Consider the following 19,797-nt stretch of genomic DNA (forward strand, 5'->3'; position numbering starts at 1 on the left):
CCGTGGGTCCAGGGTAGGCATATCTCAGCGAACTCGCAGCCCGAGCGGATCTGCGGCGCGCCCGATCTCGGACGGGGGAGGAACCCCACCCCGGTTCCGGGGGTGCACCGGATGGGCGGGATCGCGGCGGCCCGGCAGACTGATTGCCATGACCGCTCACGAACTCATCGAATCCGGCCAGGTACCCCGTGCCGTCGGTTCGCATCCGCCCTCCGAGCCCGCCGCGCTCCGAGCGACCGGATACTGGGGCCTCTGGCGCGCAGCGCCGAAGACCCTCGGGATCCTGCTCCTCGCGATGCCCTTCTCGATCGTCGCCTTCGCCGTGCTCCAGACCCTGTTCCTCGTCGGCCTCGGATCGATCGTCCTGGTGTTCGGCGTCTTCCTCGTGGTGGGGGCGCTGCTCGCCGCCCGCATCTTCGGGGATGCGTGGGCCGGCCTCATCGGTGCCGCAGTCGACCGGCCGATCACCCGCCCGGTGCCGCCGCCGACGCGGCCGGGCGGGATCCTCGCGCGCCTGCGCGGGCAGCTCTCCCACGGTGCCGGATGGCGTGCCCTGCTGCACAGCGGCCTCGTGCACATGCCCCTCTCCGTCGCGCTCTGGGGCATCTCGCTGATGTGGACCGTGGTCGCGGTGTTCGGCCCGACCGCCTGGATCTGGAACCGCCTGACCCCGAGCAGCGGGAAGAACCTCCACCTGAGCACGGTGATCTGGGATTCCCTGTTCGGCCCGTCGATGCCGGTCGATCCGCTGACCGGCGACGCGATCCTCTACGGCGTGCTCGGCCTCATCTTCCTCGCGACGCTGCCGCTCGTGCTGCGCGGCCTCGCCATGGTCGACTGGGCGGTCTCCCGCGCCCTGCTCGGGGAGACCGCCGGCGATCGCCTGCAGCGCGACGTCGTGCAGCTCGAGATCGCCCGGGAGCTCGCCGCCGCCGAGGAGCACCGCACGCTCGGTCAGCTCGAGCGCGACCTCCACGACGGACCTCAGCAGCGGCTCGTGCGCCTGCAGATGGATCTCGCCGCGGCCGAGCGCCGCATGGCCGATGATCCGGCCGCCGTGTCCTCGCTGCTCGCCGAGGCGCGCAGCACCGCGGGCGCCGCCCTCGACGAGCTGCGCGCGTTGTCCCGCGGGGTCGCCCCGCCCCTGCTCGCCGACCGCGGCCTGCGCGCCGCACTCGAGGCGATCGCCGACAGCGCGCCGATCCCGACCCGCATGACCTGGGCCGTGGGCGAGGGCGTGACGCTCTCCGAGGTCACCGAGCGCACCGTCTACTTCATCGCGGCCGAGTGCCTGGCGAACGCCGCGAAGCACTCGGGTGCCGGGCGCTTCGACCTGCACCTCGCGGACGACGCCGGCTGGGCGATGCTGACCGCGAACGACGAGGGCCGAGGCGGCGCCATGCTGCTGCCGGGCCACGGACTCTACGGGCTCGACCAGCGGGTGCGCGGGGTCGGCGGATCCATCACCCTGTCGAGCCCCGACGGCGGTCCGACCGTCATCGTCGCCCGGATCCCCGTATCGTTGGGAGCGTGACCGACTCGCATCAGACCGAAGTCCTCGTGCCCGCGCTCCGTATCGCGCTGGCCGAGGACTCCGGCCTGCTCCGGGAAGGCCTGATCCGCCTGTTCGACGAGGCCGGGTACGAGACGGTCGTCGCGGTCGGCGACGCGGATCAGCTGCTCGCCGAGCTCGAGCAGCACCCGGTCGACCTGGTGGTGCTCGATGTCCGCATGCCGCCCGGGTTCCGCGACGAGGGCGTGCGCGCAGCGCTCGCGATCCGCGAGCGCTGGCCTGATCGCTCGGTCCTGCTGCTCAGCCAGCACGTCGAGCTCGTCTACGCGGGCGAGCTGCTCGCCGGCGACCCGTCCGGCGTCGGGTACCTGTTGAAGGATCGCGTCGCCTCGCTCGACGAGTTCCGCGACGCGGTCGCGCGGCTGCGAACAGGAGGGACGGTGCTCGACCCCGAGGTGGTGCGCGGCCTCATGCAGCGGCACCGCGACCCGGTCGAACGGCTCACCTCCCGCGAGAGCGAGGTGCTGGGCCTCATGGCCGAAGGGAAGAGCAACCCCGAGATCGGCGAGGCGCTCGTCGTCGGCGCCGGTGCCGTCGAGAAGCACATCTCGTCGATCTTCCAGAAGCTCGAGCTCACCGACGCTTCGGCCGGGAGCCGTCGCGTGCTCGCCGTGCTGACCTGGCTGCGCAGCGCCGGCGAAGCGGGCTAGCCGGGTTCGCCCGCGCTGCGGCCTGGCAGGCCTAGAGCTTCAGCGGGATCGCCTTGAGCGTCTGCAGGCGCAGGCCCGTCGCCTTCGCGAGCGCCGCGACGTCGTCGACGCCGTGCCGAAGCGCCGCGTCAGAGATGATCGCCGCGCAGGCCTCCGAATCGGCGAGCGCGTCGTGGTGGTGGAACTCGCCGTAGCCCGCGGCCGCCGCGGCGAGCGGGAGCCGGTGCGACGGGATGTCGTAGGTCTTGCGCGAGACCTGCACGCTGCAGAGATAGCGGAACTTCGGCGTCGGCGTCACCGTCGCCGCGCAGGATCCGCGCACCACGCCCATGTCGAAGCCCGCGTTGTGCGCCACCACGATGTCGGACCCGACGAAGTCGACCAGCTCGGGCAGCTGAGCCGCCCAATCGCGCGCGCCCTCGACCATGTCGGGCGTGATCCCGTGGATCTTGATGTTCCAGTGCTGGAACTCGCCGTGCTCGGCCGGCGGCTTGATGAGCCACTCGGCGCGCTCGACCACTCGGCCCGCACGGACGCGCACGAGACCGACGGCGCACGCCGAAGCGGCATGGCTGTTCGCGGTCTCGAAATCGATGGCGGTGAAGTCGACTGTCACCCGAAGATCCTGACACACGCCACCGACAACTCCGTGCGAGGCCTGTGCTCGCGGCTCGGATCCTGTGGTTCTGGAAAGCCGCACCGATGTCTGCGCAGTGGGGCAGAATGGCCGGTATGCGCGGCGCTCGCCGCCGGAAGGAGGCGCGGCATGATCCCCGCGATCAACTACTGGGCCGTCATCGCGGCCACCCTCTCCACCATGGTCGTCGGCGCGGTCTGGTACTCCAAGGGCGTCATGGGCACCCGCTGGATGAAGCTCACCGGCGTCCAGCCCGAGGGCAAGCCGGCGATCGCGATCCTGCTCCCGCTGCTCGTCACGCTGATCGTCAGCTTCATCACCTCGTGGGCGCTGGCCTGGGTGGTCGGGATGATCGCCATCCCCGGTCGCTCCACCGTGATCGTCAACGCGGGCGAAACAACGGTCGGGCAGGGCGACTTCTCCATCGACCGCTTCGCGTTCTTCGGCACCGCGCTCGTCGCCGGGCTCATCCTGTGGGCCGGATTCACGGCCGCGCGCTTCATCACGCACGACGCGTTCGAGGGCCGTCCGGTCAAGCTCACCGTGCTGAACGTCGTGCACGAACTCGTCACCATCGTCGTGCTCTCGATCGTCATCGGGGTGTGGCCGCCCGCACTCGCGTAGACTGAACCCCCGTGGCTCTGACTATCGGCATCGTAGGACTCCCCAACGTGGGCAAGTCCACCCTTTTCAACGCGCTCACCCAGAACGACGCGCTCGCCGCGAACTACCCGTTCGCGACCATCGAGCCGAACGTCGGCGTCGTCAACCTGCCCGACCCGCGGCTCGACAAGCTCGCCGAGATCTTCGGCAGTGAGCGGATCCTGCCCGCTCCGGTCAGCTTCGTCGACATCGCCGGCATCGTGCGCGGCGCCAGCGAGGGCGAGGGGCTCGGCAACCAGTTCCTCGCGAACATCCGCGAGGCTGACGCCATCGCGCAGGTCGTGCGCGGTTTCTCCGACCCCGACGTGATCCACGTAGACGGCGCGGTGAACCCGGCCAGCGACATGGAGACGATCAACACCGAGCTGATCATCGCCGACCTTCAGACCCTCGAGAAGGCGCTCGTGCGCTACGAGAAGGAACTGAAGAACAAGAAGATCGACGCGTCGGTCGTCGAGACGGCGAAGGCCGCGCAGGCCGTGCTGAACGAGGGCAAGGTCCTTTCGCACTCCGGCATCGACCTCGAGCCGATCCGCGAGCTCGGCCTGCTCACCGCGAAGCCGTTCCTCTACGTGTTCAACGTCGACGAGGAGGTGCTGCAGGACGACGCGAAGCGCGAAGAGCTCGCCGCCCTCGTGGCGCCCGCGAAGGCGATCTTCCTTGACGCCAAGATCGAGAGCGAGCTCATCGAGCTCGACCCCGCCGACGCCGCCGAGCTGCTCGCGTCGATCGGTCAGGCCGAGAGCGGTCTCGACCAGCTCGCCCGCGTCGGCTTCGACACCCTCGGGCTGCAGACCTACCTCACGGCGGGCCCCAAGGAGGCGCGCGCCTGGACCATCAAGAAGGGCGCGACCGCGCCGCAGGCTGCCGGCGTCATTCACGGCGACTTTGAGAAGGGCTTCATCAAGGGCGAGATCATCTCGTTCGAAGATCTTGTCGAGACCGGCTCCGTCGCCGAGGCCCGTGCCAAGGGCAAGGCCCGCATGGAGGGCAAGGAATACATCATGCAGGACGGCGACGTGTGCGAGTGGCGCTTCAACGTCTGACCCGCACCGCATCACGCGTCTGAACGAGGGCCCGCCCGACCGGAAGGTCGGGCGGGCCCTCGTGCTTCCCACATTCTCGACCGCCTGATACCAATCCTTGGTACTCTCGGTGCATGGCGCAGAATACTTCGATCAGCTTGGACGACCACTTCTCGGAGTTCCTCGCGTACGAGGTTTCGACGGGGCGCTACCGATCCGCCAGTGAGGTCGTCCGCGCCGGCCTCCGGCTGCTCGAAGACCGGGAGCTGCAGCTGTCCGCCGTGCGGAACGCGCTCATCGCAGGCGAAGAGAGCGGCGCTCCCGAAGACTTCGACTTCGACGCGTTCATCTCGGCGAAGAAGTCGTGACCCGCTTCCGACTGTCCCCGGCCGCAGTTCAGGACCTCTCCGAGATCTGGAACTACACCGAGCGTCTGTGGGAAGTGATGCAGGCCGAAGCGTACATCGGTGAGATCCGGGAGGCGGTCGGACGGATCGCCGAGCGCCCCGACCGCGGTCGACCGTGCGATGAGATCCGCAGCGGATATCGACGGTACGTCGTCGACTCGCACATGATCCTCTTCCGACAGAGCGGGATCGGTGTCGACGTGATCAGAATCCTGCACCAGCGCATGGATCCCACGCGGCCCCTCTAGCATCGGATGGGGGAAGGAGTACACGTGGCCAAACGCAAAACCCCCGAACAGAGAGCCGACGAAGAACGCCGGTACGCGCTCGCGAGCGGCGCGTGCACCGACGCGGAGTTCGAGCCGTTCTTCACCGATCCGAATCAGGCGATCCGCAACGCGGCGGCGCTGAACCCCGACGCGAGCGCGGCGGTGCTCGACCGCTTCGCCGACGACCGCTTCTGGAGCGTGCGGGTCGCGGTCGCCGAGCATCCGAGCACGGCGCGCGCAACCCTGCTGCGGCTCCTCGAAGCGGATCCCCGCAAGCGCGGCGTCGTCCACCACGCCGCGCGCGAACGGTTGGAGGCGGACGGGGTCCGCTTCGACGACGACGGTGCACCGATCGGAGCATGATGCGTACGCGACCGGAACCGCAGCCGGAGCCCCTGCCGCCCCTCCGCAGACTCGGAATCCACGCCTCCGACTACGCGTGGGCGGTGTCGAGCATCTGGGACGGTGCACGGCGGCCGCACCCGCCCGAGCGGTTCCGGCGCGGGGACCTGGCTCCGGTGATCCTGGTGCCCGGCGTGTTCGAGAGCTGGACCATGATGCGGCTCATCGCCGAGCGGCTGAACCGTGCCGGTCATCCGGTGCACATCCTGCCCGAGCTGCGACGCAACACCGCCCCGGTCGAGACGGGGGCCGGTCTCGTCGAACGCTGCCTGCGGGACAACGATCTCAGCGGCACCGTGATCGTCGCGCACAGCAAGGGCGGATTGATCGCGAAGCAGGTGCTGCTCGGGGCGGAACAGGACCGCGTGGCACGGGTGATCGCGATCGCGACCCCCTTCGCCGGTTCTTCGCTCGCGCGCTGGATGCCGACGCGCGTGCTGAGGTCGCTGCAGCCGGACGATCCGGGGATCCGGGCGCTGGTCGCGCGTACCGAGGCCGACGCGCGGATCATTTCGATCCACCCCCCGTTCGACCCGCACATCCCGGACGGCTCGCGCCTCGACGGCGCCGAGAACGTGCCGACTGCGGAGTCCGGGCACTTCCGCATCCTGGGTTCTCCGGAGGTGCTCGACGCGATCGAGCGCCTCGCCGGTCCCGGTCCGGCGAACGGATCCTGAACACCTGCTCCGAGGCTCTGGCGCGATCCTCCGCGGAGGGGCATGCTGAGCGCATACGCACGCCCGACGACAGGAACGGATCCCATCATGGCCGCATCGCTCGCAAGCTACATCTCGCTTCCCGGGACGACGGGGGAGGCGATGGAGCACTGGCACGACGTGTTCGGCGGAGAGCTCCAGATCATGCGCTACGGCGACGTCCCGCCGATGGAGGGCATGCCCTTCACACCCGATCCGCAGGCCGTCGCCCACGCGACCCTGGTGCTGCCGGCGGGAGTCATCGCCGGCGGGGACGCCATGGAGGACGGCAACGACTACAACGTGCGCGGCAGCGCCTACTCGCTGCTGTACACGACCGATACCGCCGGGGAAGCGCGGGGCCTCATCGCGAAGCTCGTCGACGGCGGCGGGGCGATGGGGATGCCGTTCGAGCGGGCGCCGTGGGGCGGCTGGTACGGGCAGGTCTTCGACCGCTTCGGCGTGATGTGGTCGTTCTCCACCGACAACGACTGATCCGGGCGGCGTCACCCGTCTACAGTTGACGGGTGACTGCAACGCTCGTGGCCAACGGCCTCGCGGGAGGGTACGCCCACCGCACCCTGTTCGACGGACTCGATCTGACGGTCGCGCCCGGGGACGTGATCGGCGTCGTCGGTATGAACGGGGCCGGCAAATCGACCCTGCTGCGGATCCTCGCGGGGGAGCTCGAACCGCAGGGCGGCAGCGTCTCTCTCGCGCCGGCCGACGCGTTCGTCGGGTGGCTCCCGCAGGAGCACACGCCGGTCGAGGGCGAGACGATCGGCGCCTACGTCGCACGCCGCACGGGCGTCGCCGCTGCGACGGTCCGCCTCGATGCGGCCTCGGCCGCGTTCGCGGATCCTGATGCGGCCGCTCCCGGCGCGCCCGATCCGGCCGACGAGTACTCGGCCGCGCTCGACCGCTGGCTCGCCGCTGGGTCCGCGGACCTCGAGGATCGACTGCCCGCGGTGCTCGCCGAACTCGGGCTCGAGCTCGGCACCGAGGCGCTCATGACCGCGCTGTCCGGCGGGCAGAAGGCGCGGGTCGCGCTCGCCGCGCTGCTCTGCTCGCGCTTCGACATCGTGCTGCTCGACGAACCGACGAACGACCTCGACCTCGACGGGCTCGCCAAGCTGGAGGCCTTCGTGCAGGGGTTGCGCGGGGGCGTCGTGCTCGTCAGCCACGATCGCGAGTTCCTCGCGCGCGCGGTCACCCGCGTGCTCGAACTCGATCTGGCGCAGCACACCAACCGCGTCTACGGCGGCGGCTACGAGGCCTATCTCGAGGAGCGGGCGATCCTGCGCCAGCAGGCGCGGGACGACTACGAGGAGTTCGCGGCGAAGAAGGCCGACCTCGTCGGCCGTGCCCGGACGCAGCGCGAGTGGTCGAGCAAGGGCGTGCGCAACGCGATGAAGAAGGCGCCCGACAACGACAAGATCAAGCGCAAGGCATCGATGGAGTCGAGCGAGAAGCAGGCGCAGAAGGTGCGCCAGATGGAGAGCCGCATCGCACGCCTCGACGAGGTCGAGGAGCCGCGCAAGGAGTGGCGTCTCGAGTTCACCATCGGATCCGCGCCGCGCTCCAGCTCGGTCGTGGCGACGCTCAACGAGGCCGTCGTGCGCCAGGGCAAGTTCGTGCTCGGCCCGATCTCGCTGCAGGTCGACGCCGGCGAGCGGATCGGGATCACCGGACCCAACGGCGCCGGCAAGTCGACGCTGCTGCGCCTCCTGCTCGGCGACCGGGATCCCGACGCGGGCTCGGCGAGCCTCGGATCCTCGGTCGCGATCGGGCAGATCGATCAGACCCGCACGCTGCTGACCGGATCCGCTCCGCTCACGGAGGCGTTCGAATCCCTGGTGCCCGAGTACACGAGCGCCGAGGTGCGCACGCTGCTCGCGAAGTTCGGGCTCCGCGCCGATCACGTGCTGCGGCCGCTCGATGCGCTCTCGCCGGGGGAGCGTACGCGCGCCGGACTCGCGCTGCTGCAGGCGCGCGGCGTCAACGTGCTCGTGCTCGACGAACCGACGAACCACCTCGATCTCGAGGCGATCGAGCAGCTCGAACAGGCGCTCGAGGCCTACGAGGGCGCGCTCCTGCTCGTCACCCACGACCGGCGGATGCTCGAGAACGTGCGCCTCGACCGGCGCTGGCACGTCGAGGCGGGACGGGTCGAGGACCGCATCGTCTGAGCCGGGGGCCGGCACTCGCGCCGGCGGCCGGCTCACACGGCCGCGCGGATCCGTTCGGCGAGCTTCTGCGCGACCTTCTTGTTCTTCGGCCCGTCGAGCAGTGCCTTCGGGCGTCCGGGCATGTTCGCCAGGTAGATCGCGAGCCGCGAGCCCTGGGGCGTCGGGGTGATCTCGATCCCCGTCGCGAGCTCCCAGCTGAGGAGCGTCTTCTTCGTGATCACGGCGAAGGCGAGGCGGTCGTCGCTGACGCCGGCGAGCTGATGCCCGGCTTCGGCGACGACCCGCTCGACGGCCGCGGCGACCGAGGCGGGGTCGTTCGGCAGCTCGATCTGAGCCTCCGCCGAAGTGTCGACGAAGTCGAACGACGGGGCCAGCGCGGCACCGTACTGGTCGACGAAGCGGGAGTTCAGGATCTTATCGAAGACTGACATGGGCGCAGTCTACGTTCGACCGGGGGATCCTGCACCCGCCGAATGCTCGGGCGGACGGCCCGGATAGCCTGGTCCTCATGCCCACTCCGAGCGAGATCATCGATTTCTCCGACGACCCGGCGCCTCCGGGCGCATCGCCGTGGGTCGGCCCGAGGGCGCCGGAGCGCATCGAGATGGTCCCGGCGGATCCGAGCTGGCCCGCGCAGTTCGACGCGGTCGCCGATCGTGTGCGCGGCGCGCTCGGTCCGCGCGTGCTCGAACTGCACCATGTCGGGTCGACCTCGGTGCCCGACCTCGATGCGAAACCGATCATCGACGTCGACCTCATCGTGGCGGACCCGTCCGACGAAGCCGCCTGGTTGCCTCCGCTGGAGGCGGCCGGATTCGAATTGCGGGTTCGGGAACCGTGGTGGCAGGAGCATCGGATGCTCCGGTCGGGGGATCCCGTGACAAACCTGCACGTGTTCGGGCCCGAGTCCGCCGAGCCGTGGAAGCATCGCGTGTTCCGGGACCACCTGCGCCGCGACGTCCGGGACCGCGAACGCTACGCTTCGGTCAAGCGGGCGGCGGCGGAGCAGGCCAATCGGCGAGGCGAGACCACCATGGACTACAACCTGCGCAAGCAGGACGCGATCCGCGAGATCTACACCCGCGCGTTCCGCGCCGCCGGGCTGATCTGAGGCGCCGTCGAGCCCGGCCAAGCCGGTATTCTGGTGGCGGCATACGAAACGAATCCACGGAGGGCCGCGCGAGCATGAGCGATACGACCGAGACCGGCACGGAGATGCCGCCCTGCCCCGAGTGCGGAAGCGAGTACGCGTACGAGTCGGGCGCGCTGCTGGTCTGCCCCATGTGCGGCCATGAGTGGGCCCCGGTCGATGGCGCGGCGGACGGCGCCGACGGCGACGCGGCGGACGGCGAGCGCGTCGTGCGTGACGCGGTCGGCAACGTCCTCTCCGACGGCGACACGGTTACGCTCGTGAAGAGCGTCAAGGTCTCGGGCGGCGGAGGCGGCGCGATCAAGGTCGGCACGAAGGTCACCGGCATCCGGCTCATCACCGACGGCGTGGGGGATCACGACATCGACGCCCGCGTTCCCGGCTTCGGCAAACTGCAGCTCAAGTCGAGCGTCGTCAAGCGGGTCTCCTAGATCCCGCGGGTCGGGCCGGTGATGGATCCGCAGCGAACGAGCGTCCGGGACGCGGTCGGCGCGGCCTACGGCGCCCGGGCCGCTGAGTACACCGAGCTGCTCGGTTTGGTCGAGTCGCTCGCCGCGCGGGATCGCGACACGATCTCGGCGTGGGGCACGAGCGTCGTCGGCCCCGTGCTCGACGCCGGCTGCGGGCCGGGGCACTGGACCGAGCACCTGCGGGCGCTCGGCGTCGATGCCACCGGCATCGACCTGACCCCGGAGTTCGTCGACATCGCGCGGAGCCGATTCCCCGAGGCGCGGTTCCGCGTCGGCGCGCTCGAAGCGCTGCCCGTCGGGGACGCCGCGCTGGGCGGACTGCTCTCCTGGTACTCCGTGATCCACACCCCTCCCGAGGACGTTCCGGCCATCCTTCGGGAGTTCGCCCGCGTCCTCAGGCCGGGCGGCTCCGTGCTGCTCGGCTGCTTCGAGGGGCCGCGGCTCGAAGCGTTCGATCACGCGGTGACCACGGCCTACTTCTGGCCGGTTGCCGAACTGCGTCGAGAGCTCGAGCGCGCGGGCTTCGCGGTCCGCTCGGTGCGCACCCGGACGGATGCGGGCAGCCGTCCGCACGCGGAATATCTCGCGGAGCGCGTCGGAGCGGCGGCGGCATGATCCGCCTCCGACTCGAAACCCGTATCGCTGCGACCCCGGCCGAGTGCTTCGCGCTGAGCCTGTCGGTCGACGCGCACACCTCCTCCATGAGCGACTCCCGCGAGCGCGCGGTCGGGGGAGTGACCTCCGGCGAGATGCGTGCGGGGCAGACGGTGACCTGGCGCGCGGTGCACTTCGGGATGCCGTGGCGCATGACCTCGCTCATCTCGGCGTACGAGGCGCCGCACCGATTCGTCGACGAGCAGGTCTCGGGTCCGTTCGCGCGCTGGCACCACGAGCACCGATTCGAGCCGGACGGCTCCGGCACACGCATGCTCGACCTGGTCGAGTTCGCGGCACCGCTCGGCCCGCTGGGACGCATCGCCGAGCGGATCGCGCTGCGCCGCTACATAACGCGCCTGCTCGAGCGGCGCAACGTCTGGCTGCGCGAGACGCTCGAAGCGCGGCGCTGACGGCGGATCTCACCGATACGGCTGGACTAGGCTCCGTTCGCATGAGCAGCAATCCCTCTGATCCCGCTCCGCCGGTGCCGGCGCGAAGGACCGCGCGGCGGCGGAGAACGGATCTCTGGGTCTGGCTCGGTCTGGCGTTCGCGCTGGTCGTCGGTTTCTGCGTCTCGATCCCGCTGGTGAACGACGCCTACGCTCGCGGCCTCGAACGAGCTCTGCTGGAGACGCCCCTGCCCGAGCACACGGAGCGCGTCGATTCCCTGTCGCGGGCCGGACGGTTCGCCGGTGCAGGCAATGGCATGGAGTATCTGGGAGCGATGCTCGTGCGAAGCGATCTGCCGCTCGATCGGCTCGCGTCCTACTACCGGGGAGCGGGTGACGAGCGAGGCATGCGCGTCTCCGTGCGCGCCGCGAGCGAGCGAACCGATTCGCGCTTCGAGCCGGGGGTCGAATTCGGGCGCGATCTCGACGCACCGGACCTGTTCCTGGTGACTTCGACCGGAGGCGGACCGGGCGGCCTGTACGAGCAGCTCGATCTCCGCGGGCACTGAGCGTGCCGCCGCGCCCGGCTCGCGAGCTCCGTGACCCGGCTACGCCGTCCGATCCACCGCGAACGCCAGGTGCGGCATGTCGACGCCGCGGTAGTGCTTCACGAACCGGCTGCGCACGGTCATGCCGAGCCGGATCGCGACGTTCATCGAGGCGAGGTTCGTGTCGCGCACCTGGGCGTAGACGCGATCAGCGCCCAGAACGGTGAAGGCATGATCCCGGCATGCGGCCGCGGCCTCCGTCGCGTAGCCGTGATGCCAGTGCGCACGATTGAAGAGGTACCCGACCTCGAGCACATCGGCTCCGTCGATGCGCTGCCGCGTGATCCCGCACTGGCCGATCACCGGAGCACCGTCTCGCGCGCCGTCGGGTCCGCCGGAGGGCGACGAGCGCAGCTCAACCGCCCAGAGGCCGAACCCGTCGACCCGGTAGCGCTCGATCTGCCGATCCAACCAGTCGCGCACCATGGCCTCGTCGAACGCGCCCTCGTAGGCCGCCATCGCGACGGGATCCTGCAGGATCGCGCGCAGCGCGGGCAGGTCGGCCGCCGTCATCTCGCGCAGGCGGAGGCGTTCGGTCTCGAGGATCATCCGCCCAGTCTCGCACCGTCGGCTCGGCGTCACCGTGCAGTAGCGTGACACCATGCGCACACCCGACCGCCGGGGCCGCGGCAACCGGACCGAACCGTTCGGCTTCCCCGGCGATCTCCCCGCCGAAGCCGTTGAACGGATCGGGATCCTCGCCGCGAGATCGGTGAGCGTCGACCGCGAGCTGCGGAGAACCCTGGCGCCGCGCCTGGCTGCGACCCACGCGGTCGCCCGGGGAGCGAGGGAGGACGCGGCCGGGCGTGCGCGCTGCGCCGCGCCGAGCCGAGGTGCAGCACCGGAACGTCCCGGTCGGGGCACGCGGATCCTGTGGGGCGCGCTCTGCATCGCGCTGATGGTCGCGCTGATCGCGCTCTCCTCCACGTTCGGGCCGATCAAGCACTTCGCGTCGACGAGGCCCGACGTCCCCTGGGCGATCGCGATGGTCGCAGGGATCGTCGCACTCTCGACGGCCGCATTGCTGCACCTGCTGCCGTCGCCGCGACGGGGGTATCCGCTCTACGTCGCCGAGGTCTGCGCGTGGCTGTGCGCCGGGATGCTCGTACTCGTGATCCTCTATCGCGCCTTCGGCCTGCACTGGCGCGAGACCGAGTACGCCCCGGAGCAGATCCGACTCTGGTTCCTGTGCGCCACGAGCGTCGCGCTGCTCACGGGGCTGCTCGCGTGGCGGTGGCGGCGCGGACGCGCACGGCTCTCGCAGGAGGAACGCCTGCGAGGGGCCCAGCAGCCCCCGCCGCCCGGCGCGGAAGCGTTCGTCGCGGCGCTGCGCACGATCGTGGAAGCCGCGGGCGGGATCCCGCAGGCGGTGAGCGACGACTGGCGCGCGCGCCTCGACCGGGAAGCGCGTCGTGCCGCGGGCGCCGGAACCGGAGGCGCTCCGGCGAGAGCGGAGGCCACCGGGATCCTCGCCGCGCTCGCCGCAGCGGACGGGCTCGACCCGGTCGAGGTCCTGGCTCGGATCCACGCGGACGGCGGTCGCGACGTCGAGCGCGTCGCCGCTGCGCTCCGCTGATCCCGCTGCTAGCCTGACCGGCATCATGAGCCTGAGCTATGAGACCGCGGAGGAATGGGCCGAGGAGCTGTCGCTGTCCGTCGACCCGGATCTCGAGACGCTCGAGGCCTACGCGCTGCAGCGGCACCCGGAGGTGGTCGCCGCGCTCGGACCGCAGGGCGCGGTGCTCGCCGAGCGGATCCGGCCCGGCGCGAACGGGAGTCGGGGAACCCTCTCCTGCATCGCGGGCCTCCTCCTCTTCGGCGCCATCGGCGTCGCGCCGATCCTGGGGGTCGCGATCTACGCGGAGGCGCCGGGGGTACTGTTCAGCAGTGTTCCGCCCGTCGCGGCGCGGACCGCCATCCCGATCTCGAGCTGGTGCTTCGGGATCACGACGGCGGTGCTGCTCGTCGGGGCGATCGTCTGGCTCGTGCGCGGCGCGCGCTGGAACCCGGCGCTGCTCGGCTACGCCGTGCTCTCCTTCGTCATGTCGGGCTTCGCGACGATCGGACTGGCCAACGTGGCTGCGCGCGACGAGTTCGCGGGATTGGCCTGCTGGCTCTGGCCGGTCCGGGCCGCGCTGATCGTCGCCGCGGCCGTCGGGCTCGCGGTGCTGCTGCGCGTACGGCACCGGGCGCCCGACGACGCGGGTGCGTCGGATGGGGCGGATCGCGGGCAGCCGGATCAGGGTGAGCAAGCCGGACCCGACGCGGTGGAGCTCGTAGCGGCATTGCCGGAGGGGGATCGGGAGCGCGCGCTCGCGGATCGGAACGCGGCACTGGACGCGCTCGGGCGGCGCGGCTTCCTGACCGGCGGCACCGTCGGGCGAGCGCGGGCCGTGCCGCTCGGGGGTCTCGGGGCGTTCCGCTGGACCGGGAATCCCGACGCCGGGACGGCGGCGAGGGGATGAGTCCGGAGCGAGGCGTCGAACCGCTCGGGGCTGCGGAGATCGTCGCCTTCGTCCGGGAACGCCCGGACGGCGTCGTCTCGACGCTCGGCCCAGACGGGGCGCCGCAGGCCGCGTACCTGCCGTTCGCGGCGACCGACGCGGGCGATCTCGTCTTCGACGCGCGAACGGTATCGCGCAAGATCGCCAACCTCGCGCGCGACTCCCGCGTCGCGGTCGTGATCGGAGGCGCCGACGGCGCCACGCTGCAGGCCGAGGGCACGGCCGTCGTGACGAGCGGGTCGGATCGCACCGCGGCGGCGGACGCATACGCCGCCGCGTTCCCCGAGTTCGCCGATTCCCTCGGCCGGGACGATATCGCGGTCGTACGGATCCGGCTCGACTGGGCGCGCCTCGGCGATTACCGGACCGACCCGCCCCGGATCGCCGAGACCCGAGGGGTGCGAGCGGAGCCGGAGACCGGCTAGGCTGGCCGCAGCAACCGAATATCCGGCCCATTCGCCAGCGCGGGAGAGCCGCTCGAACATCCGTCGAGCGGCACCGAAGGAGCAAGCTTCCCCGCCAATCTCTCAGGTCCAGTACCGCGCAGGCGAGGCCACTCTGAAAAGCGGGACACCGATGTCCCCGCCGACGGTGAAAGCGCGACGCCGCGCGAAGCTCTCAGGCCAATGACAGAGGGGGAGTTCTCGCTCGAGCACGGTGCTCGGGCGTCCGAATGGACCGGAGAACTCGTCGTGACCGAACGCCGTACCCCGCTCTTCCCCGCCCACGAATCCGCCGGAGCCGTCTTCACCGACTTCGGCGGCTGGCAGATGCCCGTCCGCTACACGAGCGACCTCGACGAGCACCACGCCGTGCGCCGCGCCGCCGGTCTCTTCGACATCTCGCACATGTCCGAATTCCTTGTCGAAGGGTCCGACGCCGGCGCCTTCCTCGACGGCGTGCTCGCGGGCCTCATCTCGACCATGCGCGTCGGCAAGGCGAAGTACTCGCTCCTGCTCAACGAGCACGGCGGGGTCGTGGACGACCTGATCGTGTACCGCACTGCCGAGCACACCTTCCTCATCATCGCCAACGCGGGCAACCGCGATGCGGTCGCTGCGGCGCTCGCCGCCGCAGCTGCGTCAGGCTCCGGCGAGCGCACGGTCGAGGACGTCTCCGACACCTACGCGCTGATCGCAGTGCAGGGGCCCGAGGCGCAGCGGATTCTCGAAGCGGTCGACACCCTGGTGCCCGACGCCCCGCTCTCGGAGCTGGGCTACTACGCGAGCCTCGGCGGCACCTTCGGCGTTCCGGGCGCGTTCGACGTCGCCCCGGTGCTCATCGCACGCACCGGTTACACGGGCGAGGACGGCTTCGAGATCCTGATCCCCGCGATCGACGCGCTCGACCTCTGGTACACCGTGCTCGAAGCGGGCGAGCCCTTCGGCCTCGTCCAGGCCGGGCTGGCGGCGCGCGACACGCTGCGCCTCGAAGCGGGCATGCCCCTGCACGGGCACGAGCTCTCGCCCGAGATCCTGCCCGCGCAGGCGGGCCTCGGCCGCGTCGTGGCGCTCGGCAAACCCGACGACTTCGTCGGGCGCGCGGCCGTCGAGGCCTTCGACGCCGCTGCGGCGCGCGTGCTCGTCGGGCTCACCGCCGAGGGGCGCCGCGCGGCGCGCGCCGGTGCCGAGATCTACGCCGGCGGCGTCGAACCGGGCGCAGACGGCGCCGAACCGATCGGGATCGTGACGAGCGGGGTGCTCTCGCCCACGCTCGGCCACCCGATCGCGATGGCCTTCGTCGATCCCGAACACTCCGAGGCCGGCACCGCGCTCGGCATCGACGTGCGGGGGCGCGTGCTCCCCGCCACCGTGACCCCCCTCCCGTTCTACACCCGAAAGCAGGCCTGACATGAGCCTCCCCGCAGAGCTGAAGTACACCCGCGAGCACGAGTGGATCCGCCTCGACGGCGACGTCGCCACCGTCGGCATCACCTCGCACGCGGCCGACCAGCTGGGCGACGTCGTGTTCGTCGAGCTGCCCGCGGCCGGCACCCGAGTGAGCCGCGGATCCGTGATCGGCGAGATCGAGTCGACCAAGTCGGTCGGCGAGCTCTTCGCACCCTTCGACGGCGAGGTCGTCGAGGCGAACGACGCGGTCGTCGATGCGCCCGAGCTCGTCAACCAGGATCCCTTCGGCGAGGCCTGGCTCGTGCGCGTGCGTCCCGACGCGCTGCCCGACGACCTGCTCGACGCCGACGCGTACGCCGCCGAGATCGACGGTTGAGGCGCGCGGTGCCCGAACAGTTCTCATCGCGCCACATCGGCACCCGCGCGGCTGACCGGGAGCGCATGTTCGCGCAGCTCGGCGTCGCGGGCGTCGACGGCCTTGACGCGCTCATGCGCGCCGCGATCCCCGAGACGATCCTGATCGACGCCGCGGCGGACGCCGATGCGCCGAGCGCGATCCCCGCGGCGGCCACCGAGGCCGAGGCGCTCGCCGAACTGCGCGAGCTCGCCTCGCGCAACACCGTGCGCCGATCCATGATCGGTCTCGGCTACTTCGGCACGCGCACCCCGTCGGTGATCGCCCGCAACGTGCTCGAGAACCCGCGCTGGTACACGGCCTACACGCCTTACCAGCCCGAGATCTCGCAGGGCCGGCTCGAAGCGCTCATCAACTTCCAGACCATGGTCGCCGACCTGACCGGGCTCGCGACCGCGAACGCGTCGATGCTCGACGAGGGCACCGCCGTCGTCGAAGCGATGCTGCTCGCGCGGCGCGCCTCGCGGGCGTCGTCCCAGGTGTTCCTGCTCGACGCCGACGCCCTGCCGCAGACCCGCGCGCTCGTGCACCACCGGGCGGAACCGCTCGGCATCGAGGTGCGCGAGATCGAGCTCGCAGACGCGGATCCCGCGTCGCTGCCGGAGGCGTTCGGCGTCATCGTGCAGTATCCGGGTGCGTCGGGCCGCGTGTGGGATCCCTCGCGGATCCTCGCGGCCGTGCGCGACGCGGGAGGTCTCGGCGTCGTCGCGGCGGACCCGCTGGCCCTCGCGCTGCTCACGAGCCCGGGCGAGCTCGGCGCCGACATCGCCGTGGGCACCACTCAGCGCTTCGGCGTGCCGCTCGGTTTCGGCGGCCCGCACGCCGGCTACCTCGCCGTGCGCTCGGGCCTCGAACGCCAGATGCCGGGCCGCCTCGTCGGCGTGAGCGTCGACGCCGAAGGCGCCCCCGCCTATCGGCTGAGCCTGCAGACGCGCGAGCAGCACATCCGCCGAGAGAAAGCGACCTCGAACATCTGCACCGCGCAGGTGCTGCTCGCCGTCATGGCGTCCATGTACGCCGTCTACCACGGGCCCGAGGGGATCCGCCGGATCGCGACCGAGGTCGCCGGGAACGCGCGGGCCCTCGCCGGTCTGCTCGCCGAGCGCGGCTTCGAGATCGTGCACGAGAACTACTTCGACACGATCCGCGTGCGGGTGAGCGGCGATGGCGATCCCGCGGCCGAGGTCGTGGCGCGCGCGCACGAGGCCGGGATCCTGCTCTGGCGCGTCGACGCGCAGACCGTGCAGATCGCGGTCGACGAGACGACGACCGGCGAGGACCTGGTCGAGGTCGTCGGGGCGTTCGTGGGCGGCTCGTTCGCGTACGCGTTCGCGGTCGACGGCGACGCCCTGCCCGAGGCGCTGCACCGCACGAGCGAGTACCTGACGCACGCGGTGTTCCACGCGCACCGATCCGAGACCTCGATGATGCGGTACCTGGCCGAGCTCGCCGACCGCGACTACGCGCTCGACCGCGGCATGATCCCGCTCGGATCCTGCACCATGAAGCTCAACGCGGCGACCGAGATGGCCGCAGTGAGCTGGTCGGAGTTCCAGGAGCTGCACCCGTTCGCGCCCGCCGAGGACGTCGCGGGAACGCTCGAGCTGGTGCGCCAGCTCGAGTCGTGGCTCGCCGAGGCGACCGGCTACGACACCGTCTCGCTGCAGCCCAACGCGGGCAGCCAGGGGGAGCTCGCGGGCCTGCTCGCGATCCGCGGCTACCACCGCGCGAACGGCGACACCGAGCGCGACGTCTGCCTGATCCCGTCGAGCGCGCACGGCACCAACGCGGCCTCCGCGGTGCTCGCCGGCATGCGCGTCGTGGTCGTCGCGTGCGACGAGCACGGCGACGTCGACCTCGACGACCTGCGCGCGAAGATCGCAGCGCACGCCGAGCGCCTCGCGGCCCTCATGATCACCTACCCGTCGACCCATGGCGTCTACGAGCGGGCGGTCACCGAGATTTGCGACGCCGTGCACGCGGCCGGCGGCCAGGTGTACATCGACGGGGCCAACCTCAACGCGCTCGTGGGAGCGGCCCGCTTCGGCGAGTTCGGCGGCGACGTGTCGCACCTCAACCTGCACAAGACGTTCTGCATCCCGCACGGCGGCGGCGGCCCCGGAGTCGGCCCGGTCGCGGCGAAGGCGCATCTCGCACCGTTCCTGCCCGGGCACCCGCTCGCGCAGTCGACCGAGCACGCCCTGCTCGGCGACCCCGAGGGCGGTATCGCCCACGGCGGCGGACCGATCTCGGCAGCCCCCTACGGCAGCGCCGGGATCCTCCCGATCTCGTGGGCGTACGTGCGCATGATGGGCGCCGACGGGCTCGCCGAGGCCACCGCCTCCGCGGTGCTCGCGGCGAACTACGTCGCGTCGCGGCTGCGCGAGCACTATCCCGTGCTGTACTCGGGCCCCGACGGGCTCGTCGCGCACGAGTGCATCCTCGACCTGCGCCCACTGAAGGACGAGACCGGCGTGACCGTCGACGACGTCGCCAAGCGCCTCATCGACTACGGCTTCCACGCGCCGACCATGTCGTTCCCCGTCGCGGGCACGCTCATGGTCGAACCGACCGAGAGCGAGGACCTCGCGGAGCTCGACCGTTTCGTCGAAGCGATGATCGCGATCCGCGCCGAGGCCGACGCCGTCGGGCGCGGGGAGTGGCCCGCCGAGGACAACCCGCTGCGCGGGGCGCCCCATACGGCGCGCTCCGTGATCGTCGACGCGTGGGCGCACCCGTACGGGCGCGAGCTCGCCGCGTACCCCGTGCCCGGGATCGTGCGCCGCAAGTACTGGCCGCCCGTGCGCCGCATCGACAACGCGCACGGCGACCGCAACCTCGTGTGCGCGTGCCCGCCGCCCGAAGCGTTCGACGCGGCGTTCGACGGGGCGTTCGACGCCTGATGGGTTCGGGCTCCGGTGGGTTCGGGTTCCGGTGAGTTCGGGTTCCGGTGAGTTCAGGTTCCGGTGAGGCGGGTCCGCGCGGCGAACTGCCGCGCGGGCTCGCCGACGACCCGTTCGACTATCGCGTGACGAAGTCGGGCGAGGTCAGGATCACGCGCGGTGGGCGTGTGGTGTCGGTGCTCGGAGGTGCGGCGGGGGAGCGTCTCGCGGCACGGCTGGGAGTCGACCCGATCCAGGACCAGTTGCTGCTCGCGAAGGCGACGGGCAACTACCGGCGGGGCAACGAGCGGCGCTGAGCGGTGCGCGCTCGCGCTCGCGCTCCGCGCACAGGGTCGAGTGAA

The 19,797-nt window shown here is 71.2% G+C and carries 25 protein-coding genes and 1 riboswitch; of the genes, 22 read left to right on the plus strand and 3 right to left on the minus strand.

Translation table 11 applies throughout. The features are described 5' to 3' along the window. The first annotated feature begins 148 nt into the window (after positions 1-148). Entirely contained in the window at positions 149-1,534 is a 1,386-nt protein-coding gene (locus BMH31_RS01450) for a sensor histidine kinase (protein ID WP_158234959.1), read from the plus strand. Then, a complete protein-coding gene (locus BMH31_RS01455) occupies positions 1,531-2,223 on the plus strand; it encodes a response regulator transcription factor (protein WP_241898078.1) in 693 nt (230 codons plus the stop codon). The genes BMH31_RS01450 and BMH31_RS01455 overlap by 4 nt, the downstream gene beginning before the upstream one ends. 31 nt (positions 2,224-2,254) lie before the next feature. Here BMH31_RS01455 and BMH31_RS01460 read toward each other — a convergent pair whose 3' ends face one another. Continuing rightward, positions 2,255-2,839: a 3'-5' exonuclease gene (locus tag BMH31_RS01460; RefSeq protein ID WP_099723572.1), complete on the minus strand. Its 585-nt coding sequence runs from the start codon at positions 2,837-2,839 to the stop codon at positions 2,255-2,257. Between the two features lie 150 nt (positions 2,840-2,989). On the opposite strand from BMH31_RS01460, the gene BMH31_RS01465 reads away from it, so the two are divergent. The 8 genes from BMH31_RS01465 (at position 2,990) to BMH31_RS01500 (ending at position 8,510) form a co-directional block, all read left to right on the plus strand. After that, positions 2,990-3,484 carry a DUF1761 domain-containing protein gene (locus BMH31_RS01465; protein WP_099723573.1) on the plus strand — a complete coding sequence of 165 codons (495 nt, stop codon included), beginning with the start codon at positions 2,990-2,992 and terminating at the stop codon, positions 3,482-3,484. An 11-nt stretch (positions 3,485-3,495) separates the two neighbouring features. Continuing rightward, positions 3,496-4,569, plus strand: coding sequence for a redox-regulated ATPase YchF (gene ychF / locus BMH31_RS01470; protein ID WP_099723574.1), 1,074 nt, complete (start codon positions 3,496-3,498; stop codon positions 4,567-4,569). Between the two features lie 113 nt (positions 4,570-4,682). Beyond that, positions 4,683-4,916, plus strand: coding sequence for a type II toxin-antitoxin system ParD family antitoxin (locus tag BMH31_RS01475; protein WP_099723575.1), 234 nt, complete (start codon positions 4,683-4,685; stop codon positions 4,914-4,916). After that, positions 4,913-5,203 (plus strand): type II toxin-antitoxin system RelE/ParE family toxin, encoded by a 291-nt coding sequence (locus BMH31_RS01480; protein WP_099723576.1) that lies wholly within the window; start codon positions 4,913-4,915, stop codon positions 5,201-5,203. The genes BMH31_RS01475 and BMH31_RS01480 overlap by 4 nt, the downstream gene beginning before the upstream one ends. Before the next feature lie 24 nt (positions 5,204-5,227). Next, a complete protein-coding gene (locus tag BMH31_RS01485; protein WP_199068237.1) occupies positions 5,228-5,587 on the plus strand; it encodes a hypothetical protein in 360 nt (119 codons plus the stop codon). Next, a complete protein-coding gene (locus BMH31_RS01490) occupies positions 5,584-6,303 on the plus strand; it encodes an alpha/beta hydrolase (protein WP_099723578.1) in 720 nt (239 codons plus the stop codon). Before BMH31_RS01485 ends, BMH31_RS01490 begins: the two co-directional genes overlap by 4 nt. Positions 6,304-6,390: 87 nt before the next feature. Continuing rightward, positions 6,391-6,816, plus strand: a complete 426-nt coding sequence (locus BMH31_RS01495) for a VOC family protein (protein ID WP_099723579.1) — start codon at positions 6,391-6,393, stop codon at positions 6,814-6,816. 32 nt (positions 6,817-6,848) lie between these two features. Further along, complete coding sequence (locus BMH31_RS01500) at positions 6,849-8,510, plus strand: ABC-F family ATP-binding cassette domain-containing protein (RefSeq protein WP_099723580.1); 1,662 nt, start codon at positions 6,849-6,851, stop codon at positions 8,508-8,510. 32 nt (positions 8,511-8,542) lie between these two features. On the opposite strand, the gene BMH31_RS01505 is transcribed toward BMH31_RS01500, so the two are convergent. Continuing rightward, entirely contained in the window at positions 8,543-8,941 is a 399-nt protein-coding gene (locus BMH31_RS01505; RefSeq protein WP_099723581.1) for a hypothetical protein, read from the minus strand. 77 nt (positions 8,942-9,018) lie between these two features. Here BMH31_RS01505 and BMH31_RS01510 point away from each other — a divergent pair, with 77 nt between their 5' ends. The 5 genes from BMH31_RS01510 to BMH31_RS01530 all read left to right on the plus strand — a co-directional run bounded on the left by BMH31_RS01510 (position 9,019) and on the right by BMH31_RS01530 (position 11,745). Beyond that, positions 9,019-9,621, plus strand: coding sequence for a GrpB family protein (locus BMH31_RS01510; RefSeq protein WP_099723582.1), 603 nt, complete (start codon positions 9,019-9,021; stop codon positions 9,619-9,621). 74 nt (positions 9,622-9,695) lie between these two features. Then, positions 9,696-10,091: a zinc ribbon domain-containing protein YjdM gene (locus BMH31_RS01515; RefSeq protein ID WP_099723583.1), complete on the plus strand. Its 396-nt coding sequence runs from the start codon at positions 9,696-9,698 to the stop codon at positions 10,089-10,091. Positions 10,092-10,112: 21 nt separating this feature from the next. Beyond that, positions 10,113-10,745, plus strand: a complete 633-nt coding sequence (locus tag BMH31_RS01520; protein WP_099723584.1) for a class I SAM-dependent methyltransferase — start codon at positions 10,113-10,115, stop codon at positions 10,743-10,745. Beyond that, positions 10,742-11,197, plus strand: a complete 456-nt coding sequence (locus BMH31_RS01525; RefSeq protein WP_099723585.1) for an SRPBCC family protein — start codon at positions 10,742-10,744, stop codon at positions 11,195-11,197. The genes BMH31_RS01520 and BMH31_RS01525 overlap by 4 nt, the downstream gene beginning before the upstream one ends. 41 nt (positions 11,198-11,238) lie before the next feature. Beyond that, a complete protein-coding gene (locus tag BMH31_RS01530) occupies positions 11,239-11,745 on the plus strand; it encodes a hypothetical protein (protein ID WP_099723586.1) in 507 nt (168 codons plus the stop codon). Between the two features lie 39 nt (positions 11,746-11,784). Here the strand turns inward: BMH31_RS01530 and BMH31_RS01535 are convergent, their stop codons facing one another. Continuing rightward, positions 11,785-12,333 (minus strand): GNAT family N-acetyltransferase, encoded by a 549-nt coding sequence (locus BMH31_RS01535; RefSeq protein WP_099723587.1) that lies wholly within the window; start codon positions 12,331-12,333, stop codon positions 11,785-11,787. A 52-nt stretch (positions 12,334-12,385) separates the two neighbouring features. On the opposite strand from BMH31_RS01535, the gene BMH31_RS01540 reads away from it, so the two are divergent. From BMH31_RS01540 to BMH31_RS01570, 7 genes are all read left to right on the plus strand, one after another. Next, complete coding sequence (locus tag BMH31_RS01540) at positions 12,386-13,360, plus strand: hypothetical protein (RefSeq protein ID WP_099723588.1); 975 nt, start codon at positions 12,386-12,388, stop codon at positions 13,358-13,360. 25 nt (positions 13,361-13,385) lie between these two features. After that, complete coding sequence (locus BMH31_RS01545; RefSeq protein ID WP_099723589.1) at positions 13,386-14,249, plus strand: hypothetical protein; 864 nt, start codon at positions 13,386-13,388, stop codon at positions 14,247-14,249. Next, entirely contained in the window at positions 14,246-14,713 is a 468-nt protein-coding gene (locus tag BMH31_RS01550; protein ID WP_099723590.1) for a pyridoxamine 5'-phosphate oxidase family protein, read from the plus strand. Before BMH31_RS01545 ends, BMH31_RS01550 begins: the two co-directional genes overlap by 4 nt. Before the next feature lie 30 nt (positions 14,714-14,743). Then, positions 14,744-14,840, plus strand: a riboswitch (glycine riboswitch). A 140-nt stretch (positions 14,841-14,980) separates the two neighbouring features. Further along, positions 14,981-16,138: a glycine cleavage system aminomethyltransferase GcvT gene (gene gcvT / locus BMH31_RS01555; RefSeq protein WP_241898080.1), complete on the plus strand. Its 1,158-nt coding sequence runs from the start codon at positions 14,981-14,983 to the stop codon at positions 16,136-16,138. Position 16,139: 1 nt separating this feature from the next. After that, complete coding sequence (gene gcvH, locus BMH31_RS01560; protein ID WP_046455720.1) at positions 16,140-16,514, plus strand: glycine cleavage system protein GcvH; 375 nt, start codon at positions 16,140-16,142, stop codon at positions 16,512-16,514. Between the two features lie 8 nt (positions 16,515-16,522). Further along, entirely contained in the window at positions 16,523-19,456 is a 2,934-nt protein-coding gene (gene gcvP, locus BMH31_RS01565; RefSeq protein ID WP_099723592.1) for an aminomethyl-transferring glycine dehydrogenase, read from the plus strand. A 47-nt stretch (positions 19,457-19,503) separates the two neighbouring features. Continuing rightward, on the plus strand, positions 19,504-19,752 hold the full coding sequence (locus BMH31_RS01570) for a hypothetical protein (protein WP_241898082.1): 249 nt from the start codon (positions 19,504-19,506) through the stop codon (positions 19,750-19,752). Positions 19,753-19,797 lie beyond the last annotated feature (45 nt).

It is taken from the genome of Leucobacter sp. OLIS6 (genome assembly GCF_002752355.1).
GTDB lineage: Bacteria > Actinomycetota > Actinomycetes > Actinomycetales > Microbacteriaceae > Leucobacter.

What these genes read in the sequence shown, in the direction of transcription:
- BMH31_RS01510 (WP_099723582.1), top strand. Translation starts at nt 9,019, where the DNA reads ATGCCCACTCCGAGCGAGATCATCGATTTCTCCGACGACCCGGCGCCT.
- BMH31_RS01520 (WP_099723584.1), top strand. Translation starts at nt 10,113, where the DNA reads ATGGATCCGCAGCGAACGAGCGTCCGGGACGCGGTCGGCGCGGCCTAC.
- BMH31_RS01540 (WP_099723588.1), top strand. Translation starts at nt 12,386, where the DNA reads ATGCGCACACCCGACCGCCGGGGCCGCGGCAACCGGACCGAACCGTTC.
- BMH31_RS01550 (WP_099723590.1), top strand. Translation starts at nt 14,246, where the DNA reads ATGAGTCCGGAGCGAGGCGTCGAACCGCTCGGGGCTGCGGAGATCGTC.
- BMH31_RS01545 (WP_099723589.1), top strand. Translation starts at nt 13,386, where the DNA reads ATGAGCCTGAGCTATGAGACCGCGGAGGAATGGGCCGAGGAGCTGTCG.
- BMH31_RS01495 (WP_099723579.1), top strand. Translation starts at nt 6,391, where the DNA reads ATGGCCGCATCGCTCGCAAGCTACATCTCGCTTCCCGGGACGACGGGG.
- BMH31_RS01450 (WP_158234959.1), top strand. Translation starts at nt 149, where the DNA reads ATGACCGCTCACGAACTCATCGAATCCGGCCAGGTACCCCGTGCCGTC.
- BMH31_RS01525 (WP_099723585.1), top strand. Translation starts at nt 10,742, where the DNA reads ATGATCCGCCTCCGACTCGAAACCCGTATCGCTGCGACCCCGGCCGAG.
- BMH31_RS01515 (WP_099723583.1), top strand. Translation starts at nt 9,696, where the DNA reads ATGAGCGATACGACCGAGACCGGCACGGAGATGCCGCCCTGCCCCGAG.
- BMH31_RS01535 (WP_099723587.1), bottom strand. Translation starts at nt 12,333, where the DNA reads ATGATCCTCGAGACCGAACGCCTCCGCCTGCGCGAGATGACGGCGGCC.
- BMH31_RS01465 (WP_099723573.1), top strand. Translation starts at nt 2,990, where the DNA reads ATGATCCCCGCGATCAACTACTGGGCCGTCATCGCGGCCACCCTCTCC.
- gcvH (WP_046455720.1), top strand. Translation starts at nt 16,140, where the DNA reads ATGAGCCTCCCCGCAGAGCTGAAGTACACCCGCGAGCACGAGTGGATC.
- BMH31_RS01475 (WP_099723575.1), top strand. Translation starts at nt 4,683, where the DNA reads ATGGCGCAGAATACTTCGATCAGCTTGGACGACCACTTCTCGGAGTTC.
- BMH31_RS01490 (WP_099723578.1), top strand. Translation starts at nt 5,584, where the DNA reads ATGATGCGTACGCGACCGGAACCGCAGCCGGAGCCCCTGCCGCCCCTC.
- BMH31_RS01505 (WP_099723581.1), bottom strand. Translation starts at nt 8,941, where the DNA reads ATGTCAGTCTTCGATAAGATCCTGAACTCCCGCTTCGTCGACCAGTAC.
- BMH31_RS01530 (WP_099723586.1), top strand. Translation starts at nt 11,239, where the DNA reads ATGAGCAGCAATCCCTCTGATCCCGCTCCGCCGGTGCCGGCGCGAAGG.